Origin of the sequence: Sphingomonas sp. PP-CC-1A-547, from assembly GCF_003610375.1 — a bacterium.
In the GTDB taxonomy this organism is placed as follows: domain Bacteria; phylum Pseudomonadota; class Alphaproteobacteria; order Sphingomonadales; family Sphingomonadaceae; genus Sphingomonas.
Genome location: NZ_RAPZ01000010.1, coordinates 1,116,872 through 1,130,265, shown reverse-complemented (window position 1 = coordinate 1,130,265; position 13,394 = coordinate 1,116,872). Strand labels below are relative to the sequence as shown.

At 67.9% G+C, this 13,394-nt stretch carries 14 protein-coding genes; 5 read left to right on the top strand and 9 right to left on the bottom strand.

The window, feature by feature from the left end; genetic code table 11:
- The first annotated feature begins 145 nt into the window (after nucleotides 1-145).
- The 3 genes from C8J39_RS05840 to C8J39_RS05830 all read left to right on the top strand — a co-directional run bounded on the left by C8J39_RS05840 (nucleotide 146) and on the right by C8J39_RS05830 (nucleotide 5,748).
- A complete protein-coding gene (locus C8J39_RS05840; protein WP_183037934.1) occupies nucleotides 146-2,698 on the top strand; it encodes an O-antigen ligase in 2,553 nt (850 codons plus the stop codon).
- Between the two features lie 93 nt (nucleotides 2,699-2,791).
- Nucleotides 2,792-3,493, top strand: coding sequence for a polysaccharide biosynthesis/export family protein (locus C8J39_RS05835; protein ID WP_082441380.1), 702 nt, complete (start codon nucleotides 2,792-2,794; stop codon nucleotides 3,491-3,493).
- 125 nt (nucleotides 3,494-3,618) lie between these two features.
- Nucleotides 3,619-5,748, top strand: a complete 2,130-nt coding sequence (locus tag C8J39_RS05830; protein ID WP_183037933.1) for a GumC family protein — start codon at nucleotides 3,619-3,621, stop codon at nucleotides 5,746-5,748.
- A gap of 43 nt (nucleotides 5,749-5,791) precedes the next feature.
- Here C8J39_RS05830 and C8J39_RS05825 read toward each other — a convergent pair whose 3' ends face one another.
- The gene (locus C8J39_RS05825) at nucleotides 5,792-6,247 is read right to left on the bottom strand and encodes a Rap1a/Tai family immunity protein (protein ID WP_120299580.1); all 456 of its coding nucleotides are present in this window, start codon (nucleotides 6,245-6,247) and stop codon (nucleotides 5,792-5,794) included.
- Between the two features lie 60 nt (nucleotides 6,248-6,307).
- Between C8J39_RS05825 and C8J39_RS05820 the strand changes: the two genes are divergently transcribed.
- Entirely contained in the window at nucleotides 6,308-7,411 is a 1,104-nt protein-coding gene (locus C8J39_RS05820; RefSeq protein WP_165895138.1) for a cell wall hydrolase, read from the top strand.
- A 2-nt stretch (nucleotides 7,412-7,413) separates the two neighbouring features.
- Here the strand turns inward: C8J39_RS05820 and C8J39_RS05815 are convergent, their stop codons facing one another.
- From C8J39_RS05815 to C8J39_RS05790, 7 genes are all read right to left on the bottom strand, one after another.
- Complete coding sequence (locus C8J39_RS05815; protein ID WP_183037932.1) at nucleotides 7,414-8,568, bottom strand: acyltransferase; 1,155 nt, start codon at nucleotides 8,566-8,568, stop codon at nucleotides 7,414-7,416.
- The gene (locus C8J39_RS18670; RefSeq protein ID WP_165895136.1) at nucleotides 8,565-8,861 is read right to left on the bottom strand and encodes a hypothetical protein; all 297 of its coding nucleotides are present in this window, start codon (nucleotides 8,859-8,861) and stop codon (nucleotides 8,565-8,567) included. Before C8J39_RS18670 ends, C8J39_RS05815 begins: the two co-directional genes overlap by 4 nt.
- The gene (locus tag C8J39_RS05810) at nucleotides 8,851-9,276 is read right to left on the bottom strand and encodes a hypothetical protein (RefSeq protein WP_120299578.1); all 426 of its coding nucleotides are present in this window, start codon (nucleotides 9,274-9,276) and stop codon (nucleotides 8,851-8,853) included. The genes C8J39_RS18670 and C8J39_RS05810 overlap by 11 nt, the downstream gene beginning before the upstream one ends.
- Before the next feature lie 96 nt (nucleotides 9,277-9,372).
- Complete coding sequence (locus tag C8J39_RS05805) at nucleotides 9,373-10,473, bottom strand: oxidoreductase (protein ID WP_120299763.1); 1,101 nt, start codon at nucleotides 10,471-10,473, stop codon at nucleotides 9,373-9,375.
- A 10-nt stretch (nucleotides 10,474-10,483) separates the two neighbouring features.
- Nucleotides 10,484-11,125 (bottom strand): heme exporter protein CcmB, encoded by a 642-nt coding sequence (locus tag C8J39_RS05800; protein ID WP_120299577.1) that lies wholly within the window; start codon nucleotides 11,123-11,125, stop codon nucleotides 10,484-10,486.
- Nucleotides 11,122-11,694: a heme ABC exporter ATP-binding protein CcmA gene (ccmA, locus tag C8J39_RS05795; protein WP_243649737.1), complete on the bottom strand. Its 573-nt coding sequence runs from the start codon at nucleotides 11,692-11,694 to the stop codon at nucleotides 11,122-11,124. Before ccmA ends, C8J39_RS05800 begins: the two co-directional genes overlap by 4 nt.
- A complete protein-coding gene (locus C8J39_RS05790; protein ID WP_243649736.1) occupies nucleotides 11,691-12,113 on the bottom strand; it encodes a metallopeptidase family protein in 423 nt (140 codons plus the stop codon). The genes ccmA and C8J39_RS05790 overlap by 4 nt, the downstream gene beginning before the upstream one ends.
- Before the next feature lie 48 nt (nucleotides 12,114-12,161).
- Here C8J39_RS05790 and C8J39_RS05785 point away from each other — a divergent pair, with 48 nt between their 5' ends.
- Complete coding sequence (locus C8J39_RS05785; RefSeq protein WP_055881974.1) at nucleotides 12,162-12,458, top strand: 4a-hydroxytetrahydrobiopterin dehydratase; 297 nt, start codon at nucleotides 12,162-12,164, stop codon at nucleotides 12,456-12,458.
- A 144-nt stretch (nucleotides 12,459-12,602) separates the two neighbouring features.
- Here C8J39_RS05785 and C8J39_RS05780 read toward each other — a convergent pair whose 3' ends face one another.
- Nucleotides 12,603-13,394 carry an SDR family oxidoreductase gene (locus tag C8J39_RS05780; protein WP_120299576.1) on the bottom strand — a complete coding sequence of 264 codons (792 nt, stop codon included), beginning with the start codon at nucleotides 13,392-13,394 and terminating at the stop codon, nucleotides 12,603-12,605.

Sequence of the window (13,394 nt, the reverse complement as noted above, 5' to 3'; positions counted from 1 at the left end):
CGTGGGGGCGTTCCGCATGAGCGGCATGAATGAGCGTCGCGGCTCTCGAAGAGAGAGTGGCCGGTCTGGCGGCAGGTCGAGCGGACGGTCTCGCACTGACAGGTTCGGTTTGTCGGCGCCATGGCGGGCCCATGCGCCGTTGGTGGTGTTCCTGGCGGTCCTGCTGTTCGGCGGGGGCGCGGGCACTGGCTATCCGCTGATCGAACTTGCCGCACAAATTCTGGCGCTTATCCTGATCGTCCGCGCCGCGCGTCCGGCGCCCTCCGAAATCAATACGCTTGCGTCCGCGACGACCGCCACGAGATCGGTCGCACTGAGCCGCTTCCTGCTGGTGTTCGCCGCTGCGGCGCTCGTGCTGGTGGCGCAACTGGTGCCGCTGCCCGCGAGCTGGTGGCATGGCCTGCCGGCGCGCGAGACGGCGGTACAGATCTTCACGCTGCTCGGCTGGACGACCCGGTGGCACGCGTTCAGCATGACGCCCGATACGACCTTTACCGCGTTGCTCACGTTGCTCGTGCCGTTGGCCGCGATGCTGACGGTGGCGGTACTTCCGCTCCAGTCGCGCGTGACGATGCTGCGGCTGATCGTCATTGCCGCGGTGATCTCGACGGTGCTCGCCGCGCTGCAGGTCGCGGCAGGCGGCAGCGCGCCGGTCCTGTACGAAACCGCGCATCGCGGGTTCGGCGTCGGCTTCTTCGTCAACCGCAATCACCAGGCGACGTTCCTGCTGGTGTCGATCGTCTTCGCTGCGGTACCGGGCGTGATGGGCACGGGGGCGGCGCGCCGGCTCGGGATGCTCGGCGTCATCGGTTTCCTGTCGCTCGGCATTCTCGCGACCAGTTCGCGCACCGCGTTGCTGTTGCTGCCGATTTCGCTGATCGTCGCATTCGCCCTGGTCGGCGACGTTCGGCGCACGGGCAAGTCGGTCGCTGCGGCCGCCGCGCTCTATGTCGTCGGCGGTCTCCTGTTGTCGCGCACCGATCTGGTCCAGCGCCTGTTCGCCCGCTTCACCACGGTCGCCGAAGAACTGCGCTATCAATATTGGGAGAACTCGCTCTACATCGTCCGCGAGACATTCCCGTTCGGCACCGGCTTTGGCAGTTTCGAGCGAGTCTATCGGAGCGTCGAGCCACTCGGGCAGGTTTCGCCGCTGAGCGTCAATCACGCGCACAATGATTTTCTCGAACTCGTCCTCGAAGGGGGGCTGCCCGCGGCGATCCTGATCGCGGCAGGGCTGATCGTGCTGATCGTCGCGCTCGTATCGGGTTGGCGCCGCGCAGGCGTTCGCGGCGCGAGCGACCGGCAGAGCGGCGATCGCCACGCCGGCACGCGTCAGGAGCGCGCGACACTGGTCGCGGGCGGTGCGGCGATCGCGCTGATCCTGCTGTTTTCCCTGGTCGATTATCCACTGCGCATGGCGGGGATCGCAGGCCTGTTCGGCGCCGCGCTCGGCCTGATCGCCGCGGTCGGTCGTCCGCAGTCCCGCACGACCGCTTCCTTCGCCTGGACGCCCTCGACGATAACGATGACGATCGTCGCGGCCATTATCGGGTTGGCGGCGAGTGGCGATGCGGCCGGGCGCTTCCTGACGTTGCGCGGCCAGCCCGCGGCCGCGACGACGGTCTCGCCGTGGTCCGCCAGCGCCTGGTCGGCGCTTGCCAATGCCGAGCAACTCGCCAGCCAGCCAGCCGCGGCACGCGCTGCTGCGGCCCGTGCGCTGGCGATCGACCCGATCGACGCGGGGGCAGTCCGCGCGCACGGCTATGCCGATCTCGCGATCGACCAGCCGGTGCGCGGCAGCGCGTTGCTACAGGCGGGCGCCGCGCTGGGCTGGCGCGATACGCTGATGCAATTGTGGCTGGCGGAACGCGCGCTGGAGGTTGGCAGCACGGGTGTCGCCGCAGAGCGTATCGACGCGCTGTTGCGCCGTGCCCAGCTGCCCGACGCGCTGATGCCTCAGATGCGCCGCACCTATCTGTCGCCCGGCGGCGTCGATGCGGTCGTCGCGCGCCTCGGCGATGCGCCCAAATGGCGGCAGGGGTTCTTCAACCTGATCGCCAAGGATGCTGCCGAATCGGTGCCGCGCACGCTCGAGTTTCTTGGCAAGCTGCAGAAGGCGGGCGTCGCCGCGACGCCGCTGGAAACCACGCTGATCCGCTGGCAGCTCGGTGACAGGGGCGACGTGGCCGGCGCGCGTCAGGTCTGGCTCGCGAGCGGTGGCCGCGGACTGGTCGCGGATGGCGGGTTCGAGGCGTTGCCGTCACCGCTGCCGGGTGGGGTCATCCCCTATGCCTGGGGCGCACCGAGCTTGCCGGGCGTACGCGTGATCCCGGCGGATCGCGGCGCGGACGGCAGCGGCCACGCACTGCAGATCGTCTCGGACGGGCTGTCGAGCGGCACCGCGCTGGCGCAGGCGATCACCTTGCCGCCGGGCCGCTGGCGGGTGAGCGCGATGGTTCGCGGTTCCGACGTGCCGGCCACGCTTTCGCTGACGTGCGCCGGTCGACCGGCGACGATCACGACCGACGGCATCGCGCTCGACGGGCGAGGGGCCGGCTGGCGGCAGATGGCTGGTGTCGTCACGGTCGAAACCAGCTGTCCGGTGCAGGTCCTGGGGCTCAACCTGCGCGAGCGTGGTGGGCAGCCCGGCGTGTTCTGGATCGATTCGGTCCGCATAACCGCCGCGACCGGGCAGTGACGTCGTGCCGGTGCCGGTAACACAGGTTAGACGCTTGACCGAGTGCACCGGGTAGTGCGAGGGTTCGTCATTCCAAAGGGGCAAGATCAACGGATGCGAGCGACCTTGATAGGGGTGGTCGCGCTGAGCGCCATGCTCGGCGCGTGCGCCGACGATAATGTCGGCCCTAATCTCCGAACCGGCGAAGCCGCGTATGAGACGATCCCGGCGCCTGTGGGGGCGCCCCGGGTGCAGGATTATCGTATCGGCGCGCTCGATACGCTGGACATCGTCGTGTTCCAAGAAGCCGACATCTCGACGCGCGGGGTCGTCGTCGATGCCGCCGGCGTCATATCGATGCCGTTGATCGGACGGATCCAGGCGGCCGGCAACACCAGCACGCAGCTCGCCGACCTGCTCGCCGCAAAGCTGGCCGAGCGGTTCTACGTCAATCCGCAAGTCACGGTCACCGTCGCCAGTTCGGTCGCGCAGCGCGTCACCGTGCAGGGCGACGTCAAGGAGCCGGGCATCTATCCGATTTCCGGGCCGACCACGCTGCTCGACACGATCGCGCTTGCCAAGGGCGAGAGCGAGGACGCGTCGTTGCGCGAGGTGATCGTGATCCGCTACATCGACGGCAAGCGGATGGGCGCGGTGTTCGATCTGAAGCGGATCCGCCGCGGTGACGATGCCGATCCGGCGATCGCGGCTCGCGACACGATCATCGTCGGCCATTCGACGGGCAAGTCGGCCTGGCATGACATTCTGCGCGCGGCACCGTTGCTCGCGGGCTTCGGCGTCTTCGCGCAATTCTAAGACCACAGGAAGAGAACTGACTCATGGGGAGTGTCGACGTCTCTCAGGGCGCTCTCACGCCGAACGACCGGCGGAACTTCGGTTCGGCCCCAGGGTCGAATTTCGCCGAGCGCGAGGACTTTTCCGTGCCTGAGGGCGAGGAGGACGAACCGGCGATCGATCTTCGCGCAGTCTGGGCGACGATCTTCCGCAATCGATACATGATGATCGCGATCGTCGGTGTCGCGCTGATGCTCGGCATCGCCTCCGCGTTGCTGATGCCGCGCAAGTACACCGCGCAGTCGAGCATCCAGATCGACCAGCAGGTCGCGAAGGTACTCGGCACCGAGGATTCGGAGCCGCAGGTCGCCGGCAGCGATGCCGATCGCTTCCTCCAGACGCAGGCGGACGTGCTCAACAGCCGGGCGATCGCGCGCCGCGTTTCGGACAGCCTTGCGCTGAGTGCGAACGACGACTTCCTCAAGCGGATGACCGGCGCGCGCCAGATCGAGATCAAGCCGGGCGATGCCAGCCTTGCCGACCAGGTCGTCGACGTCCTGCAAAAGAACCTGACGATCGACCTTCGCCGCAACTCGCGCGTCGTCCACATCATCTTCACCAGCCGCGACCCCGCACTCGCCGCAGAGATCGCCAACAGCTACGCGACCAACTTCATCGAGGGGAATATCCAGCGGAAATTCTCCGCATCGTCCTATTCCCGCCGGTTCCTCCAGAACCAGCTCGGCCTCGCCAAGACGCGCCTCGAAGGGTCGGAGCGCGACCTGATCGCCTATGCCCGGTCCGCGCGGCTGATCGACGCCAGTGCCGGTGCGCGCCAGCAGGAAGCGGACAACGCGCCGCGCTCGCTCGTCACCGCCAATCTCATCCAGCTCAACGCCGACTCGGCGACGTCGGAGGCCAACCGCCTGCGGACACGTGCGCGGTGGGAGCAGGCGCGTCGTGCGCCGCTGATGTCGCTGCCCGAAGTGCAGGCGAACGAGGCGGTCCAGCGCCTGTCGCAGAAGCGCGCGGAGGATATCGCCAGCCTCAGCGAAGTCCGTCGTCGCCTGAAGCCCGACCACCCTGTCGTGATCCAGGCGCTTGCCGAGATCGCCACGCTCGACCAGCAGATCCGCCAGCTTGCGGAGGTAACGCGCAAGTCGATCGAGAACCAGTATCTGACCGCCGAACGTCAGAACCGCGCGCTCATCCAGCAGGTCACCGCGCTTCAGGGCGCCACGCTTGCCGAACAGGGCCGCAGCGTTCGCTACAATATCCTGCGCCGCGAGGTGGATACCAACCGCCAGCTCTATGAGGGCCTGCTCCAGCGCTACAAGGAAGTCAGCGCCGAGGCGGGGATCACGACCAACAACGTCTCCAGCGTCGATACCGCCGAGCAGCCCCGTCGTCCGACGTCGCCGCGGCCGCTGTTGAACGTCGCGCTCGCGCTGATCGCCGGGCTCGCGCTGGCGATGCTGTATGCGTTCGGTCGCGACTATCTCGACGATTCGATCCGCGATCCGCAGGATGTCGAGCAGAAGCTGCACATCCCGCTGCTCGGCGTCGTGCCCGACACGCGGGGCGATTCGCCGCTCGACGCGCTCAACAATCCGAAGTCGGAGATCGCCGAGGCGTATCACGCGATCCGGACGTCGATCGAACTGTCGTCGAACCAGGGGCCGCCGCGGTCGATCCTCGTCACCGGCAGCAGCAAGTCGGAGGGCAAGTCGACCACCTCGTTCGCGCTCGCACGCGACTTCGCCGGGCTCGGCCGCCGCGTCCTTCTCGTCGATGCGGATTTGCGGCGTCCGTCGCTGCACCGCACGCTGGGGATCACCTTGCCCGAGATCGGCCTCTCGTCGGTCCTCGCTCGGATGACCGAACGCGGCGCGTCGATCCTGCCGACCGCGTTCCCCGGGCTCAGCTTCCTGCCGAGCGGACGCCTGCCACCGGATCCCGCGACGCTGTTCGCGGGGACGGCGATGCAGGACCTGCTCGCCGCGCTGGAGGCGGATTACGACGTCGTGATCGTCGACGGCCCGCCGGTTCTTGCACTCGCCGACGCGGCGCAGTTGACGGCCGCCGCGCAGGCCACCGTGTTCGTCGCTGAAGCCTCAAGCGCGCATTTCGGGCAGGCACGCAACGCCGTGTCCCGCCTGCTCCGCGCCGGCGGCACCGTGATCGGCTGCGTCATGACCAAGTACAACGCCAAGAAGGCGGGCTTCGGCCAGTCCTACGATTATTACCGCTATCGCTACGACGACGCGTCGAAATAAGCCGCACCGCTGCTCTGGCTTGGGCCGGAGCAGCTAGCGCGGGTCAGGGTTTGCCGCTCCGAGCCGGGGCAGGCGGTGCCCCGCGCGCGCCGCTACCGCAGGCGTAGCGGATCTTCAGCGCGACGACGACGACCGAGGCCGCTTCGCCGGACAGGTCGGAGGGTTTGTCGCGCAGATAGTCGATAAACGCCTGGCGCAAATCGCCCTGCGGGACATGCCGCGGCACGCAGAATTCGCGCTGGTTCAGCCACGCCTCGTACGCGCGGACCGTGTCATGCACGCCGGTGATATAAGCGAAGCAATAGGACGCGTCGGCCGGCACGTTGGACAAACAGCGCTGCCGCAACTGCCCAGCACTGAACAACCCCCCGGCGAGCGGCCCCGCGGATACTTGCGAGGTCGAAGCTTGCGGGGCGGAAGCCTGCGGCACCGGCCCATTGGGTTTCTGGGACTGGACCAACAGCGGTGCGGCGAGCAGCAGGACGAGGGGCATGACCATGATCGCCCGTCGTTACGCGCTGGCGCGGTGCGCTTCAATTCACTAACACCCGACGAAGCAATGGCTCTTCTCGACCTTATTCGGCGACAGGCGCCCGCGTCGCACGAGCCGGCGCCCTCGACGCTGATCCTCGATCCGAACACCGTTTCGTCGTTGCCGCCGGTGCGTCGGTTTCATCTGGGCGTGATCGTGCCCGCCCTGCTGGCGCTGATCCTGATCGGCGGATCGATCATTGTCGCGGTCGTCAGCCTCGGGACGCCACCGGACAAGACGTTCGACGCGACCGGCGGCACGCGCTGGGCGAGCACGGCGCGAATCGAGGCACCGTTCGCGCCGAAGACGATGCGCCCGCTGACGCCCGAGCAGGCGGTCGCCTGGAACGCCGCCGCGCCGACCGTGGCGAAGCGCGTCGAGTCCGCGTCCACCTTCGCGCTGCGGACCGGCAAGGCGGAGGATTACAGCCGTTCGCTGCAATGCCTGACGATGGCGGTCTATTACGAGGCGGGCAGCGAATCGGACGATGGCGAGCGCGCGGTGGCGCAGGTCATCCTCAACCGGGTGCGCCATCCCGCCTATCCCAAGACGGTCTGCGGCGTCGTCCTCGACGGATCGCAACGCAGGACCGGCTGCCAGTTCACCTTCGTCTGCGATGGTGCGCTTGGCCGGTTACCGTCGCAGAAGGGCTGGCTGCGCGCCTCGCGGATCGCGACGTCGGCACTGGGCGGCGCGGTGTTCGCGCCGGTGGGCTGGGCGACGCATTATCACGCCAATTATGTCGTGCCGTATTGGGCATCGAGCCTGGAAAAGGTCGCGGCGATCGGCGCGCACATTTTCTACCGCTGGAACGGTCCGGCCGGGCGAGGGGGTGCGTTTCGCGGCGTCTATGCGGGTAACGAACCTGCGATGACGCTGCCCGCTGCGGTCGTTACCCCGACGGCGACGGACGCAACGGCGACGGTGGCCACCGCATCCGGCGCGGTCGCCCCGAGCGAGCGACCCGTCCTCAACGGCTATCGCGCCAGCTTGCCCGACGATTCCCCGGTGCCGACGGTCAGCCTTGGCGAACGGCGGGTGCTGCCGCGTGGTCCCGAAGTCGGCGACGGCAGCGCTTTGCCGCCGACTCCAGAGCGCCGCGTCCTGCCGATATCGCCTACCGTCAACTGACCTCAAGGCGCGACGAGTTCGGCCCTGGACGGACGTCGTCCACGCAACGCTTCCGCGATCGGCAGCTCGATCAACCGCCATGACAGCCACCCCACGCCGAAGCACACTGCACAGGCGACCACCGCCATCGCGAGCAGCGCCGGTAGGCCGTATGCAACGATCGATACGGTTGCCGACGCGAACGCGCCCAGCACGAAGCTGTGCGTGAGATAGATGCTGTAGGACGCGTTGCCGAACGCACGCGAGAAGGCCGCGAACCCGTCCGACCGCCGCGTCGTCGCGGGCGTCGTGAGCACGGTTACGGCCACCGCTCCTGCGATCGCCGCCATTGCGACGATCTGGCTCGGGTCGATAGTGGCGACTCCCAGCGCGGCCACGGCGACGACCGCGATGACCGACATCGGCAGCACCGGCAGGCGGTCGCCGATCCGGTGGCGGACGAGCGCGATCACCATCCCGATCGCAAAATAGGCCATGATCGGCCGCGTAAAGACATAAGCGGCGACCGATACGCCGACCCGGTCGGGTGGCGCATCGATGCCGGTCCCCGCCGCGACAAGCAGCCCCAGCACCGCCAGCACGAGGAACGCGCCGCGCCGCGCCAGCACCGCGAGGCCCGCCGCGAACAGCAGGTAGAAGAACATCTCGTAATGCAGCGTCCACCCCAGCTCGTAGATCGGCTGGATCAAACCGTTGGCGCCGCGGTGGGGAATGAACGCGAACGACAACAGGAATTCGGTCACGTTCGGCAGGCGCGCCGCGACGATGGTCCGTGCGCCCATCGCCTGCGCCAGCCAGCCGAACGCCACGATCATCAGCGTCGTCAGATAATAGAGTGGCGCGACCCGCAGGAAGCGGTTGCGCAGGAACGACCAGCCCGATGGCGGCGGCCGGTCCTCCCGCAGCGCGATATAGACCATGATGAAGCCGCTGATCGCAAAGAAGGTGGCGACGCCGGTCTGGCCGAGCCGAGTCGTGAAATCTGGCAGGTCGTGGGTAATCGCACCGCGCCGAACGTAGCGTTCCAGCAAATGCTCGACGACGACGCCCGACGCCGCCAGTCCGCGCAGCAGCTGAAGCGGCGCGATCTGGTCGCGGTCCAGCGCCGCATCGCGCGAGAACAGCCGCGAAACCAGCGGCACGCGCGCGCCAATCACGCCAGCCGCAGCATGACGATGGTCGCGTTCAGCGCGAACCCCAGCGCGACGCTCTTGATCATCTCGCGCGGCGTCACCGGCAAATTGGCGTTGATGATCGCCGCCACCAGCGAGGTCGACGCGGCGAACAACAGCAGCGACCACCAGCTCGGCCAGGTCGCGTTCTTCACCTGCGCCCAGTCGGTGATCAGCGGCAGCAGCACCATCAGGAAATGCCCGAAGCACGCCGCCAGCCAGTGCGACAGGAACCGCGGCAGGCTTTCGCCGAGTTCGAGATGCGGATCACCGCTCATCGACGATGCTCCGCTCGTCCTGTTCGGCATGCGCGACCAGCGTCCCGATCAGGATCTCGTAATAGGCGGCAGCATTCGCCTCGATCTCGTCGTCGGCGTCCGCCTGCGTCGCGCCGGCCTGTCCCGCCGCCGCCCGCGCCGCGCGGATCTGCCATTCTGCCATGTCGCGCCATGTGGCCACGTCGCGCGCGGCGATTGCCTGTTGCGCAAGCCCGATCAGGATCACGAACGCGCCCAGCACCGCGACCGCGACCGCCAGGTAATAGCCATGCGCCCAGATCGCGCGGAGCCAGAAGCCGTAGATGACCGTGACGATCACCACGATCAGCGCCACCAGGCAGATCGCATCGATCAACCGACCGATCCGCTTGGGCCACCGCGATTGGTTGAGGCCATGGTGAAGGGGGTCGGGCACGTCGCAATCCTGTCAGAGAAGATCCGGATCGGCAACCGACCGGCGGTGCTTCGCAAGCGACGCATTCGATACCCGCGCGGCGGCGGGACGGATCGTTCAGATTTGTACAGTCGCGGACGATGGCGCGCAGGCTGCGGCGTCCCGCTCGCGATCGGTCAGCGCCAATGCCGTCGCCGCGCCGGTCTTTGCGGACAGGAACGCCGCCTCGACAACCGCCATCACCGCCAGCGCTTCGATCGGCGCGACCGGATTTTTCGCCGCTCCCCGAACCGCCGCCGCGATGCCGAGGTAATAACGACGCTGATCGCCGGGTATCGCCGGTTGTTCGCGTTGCCCGTCGGCGGCGTGGATCACGAGCGGATCGGGATCCTCGCCCCAGTTCGCGTCGCCCGGCCGCATTCCGCTTAGAAGTTGCGCCTCCTGTCGGTCGGCGCAGCGCTTCGTCATGCTGCCCGCGGTGCCGTGCACGTTGAACCGGTCGACGCCGCCCGCCACCAGCATGCTCGCCTGGAGGATCACGCGGCGCTCGCCGTAGGACAGGACGACATGTGCCCAATCGTCCGTCATCGCGCCCGGCCGCTGTGTCGCGATCGAAGCCTGGACCGTGTCCGGCAGGCCGAACAACAGCAACGCCTGATCGACCAGATGCGGACCGAGATCATACCAGACACCGCTGCCCGGCCCCGATCGCTCGCGCCAGCGGTCGCGGACGTCCGGCCTGAACCGATCGAAGTGCGATTCGAAATGCGTGACGTCGCCGACGACACCGGCGTCGATCGCGGTGCGCACGGTCAGGAAATCACTGTCCCAGCGGCGGTTGTGGAAGACGGACAGCAGCACGCCCCGATCTTCCGCCAGCGCGACAAGCCCGCGTCCCTCATCGAGATCGAGCGTGAACGGTTTGTCGATCACGACATGCTTCCCCGCCGCGATCGCTGCCCTCGCGAGCGGTGCATGCGTCTCGTTCGGCGTTGCGATTACGACGAGGTCGATCTCCTGGGCTGCGATCAGCGCGTGCGGATCGGCGTGGACCGCCATTCCCGGAAAGTCCGCCTGCACCTTGCGGGCATCGCTGGACGACACCGCGCGAAGTTCGAGCCCCGCGACCGACGCTATCAATGGGGCATGGAAGGTCTTGCCCGAAAACCCGTAGCCGATCAGTCCGACGCGCACGGGGCCGGCGTGTTCGTCCGTCATGTTCATCGCCTCAGTCCATGCCCGCGCGGATCGCCGCCGCCGCCAGAAACGGTGCGCCCGCAACGAGAACGAGGCTGACCGCGGCGAGCAGCTTGATCGCGCCCGCGCCGCCGGTCGGATCGAGCGATCCCGCGCCGAAGATCAGCACCGGTACCGCGAGCGGCAACATCACGAGTCCCGTCACCGCGCCGCCGCCGCGAACGCCCGCGACCAGCGCACTAGTCGCGACCGCGAGTGCGGCGAGGCCGGGCGTGCCGATCAGCAGGCCGATCTCGACGCGGAGCAGCGTGTCGGCCGACAGGTTGAGCAGGCCGGCGGCGATCACCGCGGCGAGCATCAGCGGGGGGCCGAAGCTCAGCCAGTGCGCGATCGTCTTAGCCAACGCGACCAGCGCGAGCGACATCCCGCGGACGACGAACTGGTCGAACACCCCCGCCTCCAGATCGGGACCGACGAGGCGCTCGACCGGCAACAAGGCCGCAAGCACTGCCGCGGTCCAGATCACCCCGCCGCCGATCCGCGCGAGCAACGCCGCGTCGGGGCCGATCGCGAAGGGGAACAGCGTGGCGACCAGCAGGAAGAACGCGACCACCAATGTCGCGCCGCCGCTCGACACGCTACGGCGGAGGTCGCGACGGATCAGCGCGATCACAACGCGATCTCCTGCGCGTGGGGAAGTGCCAGCGGCTGATGCGTGGCGACCAGCGCGATCCCGCCGGTGGCGCGGTGCTCGGCGATCAGCGTTTCCAGTCGTGCGATCGACACCGTGTCGAGCCCGTTGGCGGGTTCGTCGAGCAGCCAGACCGGCGCCCCGCTGGCAGCAACGCGGGCGATCGACGCGCGGCGGCGTTGCCCGGTCGACAGCAGGCGGACCGGAATATCCGTGAGCGCATTTAGATCGAGTGCGGACAGGGAGTGGGCGATCCGGGTATCGGGGGCGGGCGCAGTGTCCAACGCGGCCCAGAAACGGAGTGCCGCGATCAGCGTGCGGTCCGAGTCGAGCGCGCTCGCTTCGGTCAGCAACGCCTTGTTCGCGTCACACGTCACGGCGCCTTCGAATGGCGTGAGCAGGCCGGCGGCGATGCGGATCAGGCTCGATTTTCCGACGCCATTGGGCCCGGTGACGATCGCCGCATCGCCCGGCTCGAGGTCGAACGATACGCCCGAGAACAGCAATCTTCCGCCCCGTACGCACGCCACGTCGCGAAAGCGAAGGCTCACGCGGCCCGATCTTCGGCGGCGTCTTCCAGCGCATGCATATCGTCGTCGCTCAGGCCGAAATGATGGCCGATCTCGTGGATCGTCACATGCGCGACGAGATCGTCGAGGCGCACCTCGGTCTCGATCCATTCCTCCAGGATCGCGCGGCGGTACAGCACGATCCGGTCGGGCATCGGCGCGACGTCCATCGACGATTTCTCGCCGAGCGGGCGGCCGTGATACAGTCCCGACAGGTCGAACGGATGTTCGAGGCCCAGCGCCGCCAGCGTCTCGTCGTCGGCAAACTCCTCGACCGCGAACACGATGTCGCCGAGATGCTCGGCGAACTGCACGGGCAGCCTGGCGATCGTCGCCCGCGCGATGGCCTCGATCGTGTCGGCGTCGGGGGCCTCCCCGGATATTGTCGCTTGCCCGCTCATGCCGCCAGCCATACGCGTCGGCGAACTGTTGCGGCAAGGGAGAGCCCGATGATCGAAGCGCTGAACGATACCGAGCGGGCCGAGGCGCTCGATGGGCTCGACGAGTGGGATTACGACGATGCGCGCGACGCGATCACGCGGACGATCGTGTTCGCCGATTTCGTCGAGGCGTTCGGCTTCATGACGCAGGTGGCGCTGATCGCCGAGCGCGCGAACCACCATCCGGAGTGGAAGAACGTCTGGAACCGCGTGGAAATCCTGTTGACCACGCATGACGCAGGCGGCCTGTCACCGCGCGATATCGAGATGGCCGAAGCGATCGACGCCATCGTCGGCGACGCCTGAATCCGACCCCCAATCCTCCCCCGCCAGGGGGAGGTGGCGCCGAAGGTGACGGAGGGGGAGGACACGGAACCTCGGTCATCGCGTACCGCCCCCTCCGTCTGGCAAGTGCCAGCCACCTCCCCCTGGCGGGGGAGGATCAAGTGGTCAGCCCTTCCGCATATCCCGCCGCATGCGCTTGCGCAGCGCACCCGGCATCCACCGCGCGGCGAATGCCATCCGGTGCGCGGTCTTCCCCACGAAAGTGTGTACCTTATCGCCGTGCACTGCGGCCCAGGCCGCCTCCGCGACCTTGTCCACCCCGGTCAGTTCCAGCCCCGCACCCGTCACCGTCTCGCGGATCGAGTGGTTCGTGTTCCCCGCCGCGGAATCGAGCAGCGGCGTGTCGATGAAGCTCGGCACGATCGAACGCACCTTGATGCCATCCGCCGCCCATTCGCCGTCGAGCGCCTCGGTGATCGCGCGCACCCCGAACTTGGTCGCGGAATAAGGCGCTAGTCCCGCCGAGCCATAGATCGCCGATGCCGACGCAGTGTTGAGCAGGCACGATCCCGGCGTCCGCTTCAGATACGCATGGCCGATCCGCGCACCGTTCAGCGCGCCGACCAGGTTGATCGCGATCACCCGGTCGATCTCGGCGAAGTCGGTCTCCGCGAGCGGTCCGCCCGATCCGATCCCGGCATTGTTGAACAGCACGTCGAGCCGCCCGCCGGTGGTCGCGACGAACGCATCGAGCGACGCCACCCAAGCATCGCGGTCGCGCACGTCCATCTGGTAGGTGCTGACCATCCCCGCGGGCAGCAGCGCGGCAGTCTCGGCAAGCCCTGCGAAATTGACGTCGGCGAGTCCGACCCGCCAACCTTTCCGCGCGAACAATATCGCGGTGGCGCGGCCGATCCCCGATCCGCCGCCGGTAATGAAAATGCCCTGCTGGCTCAT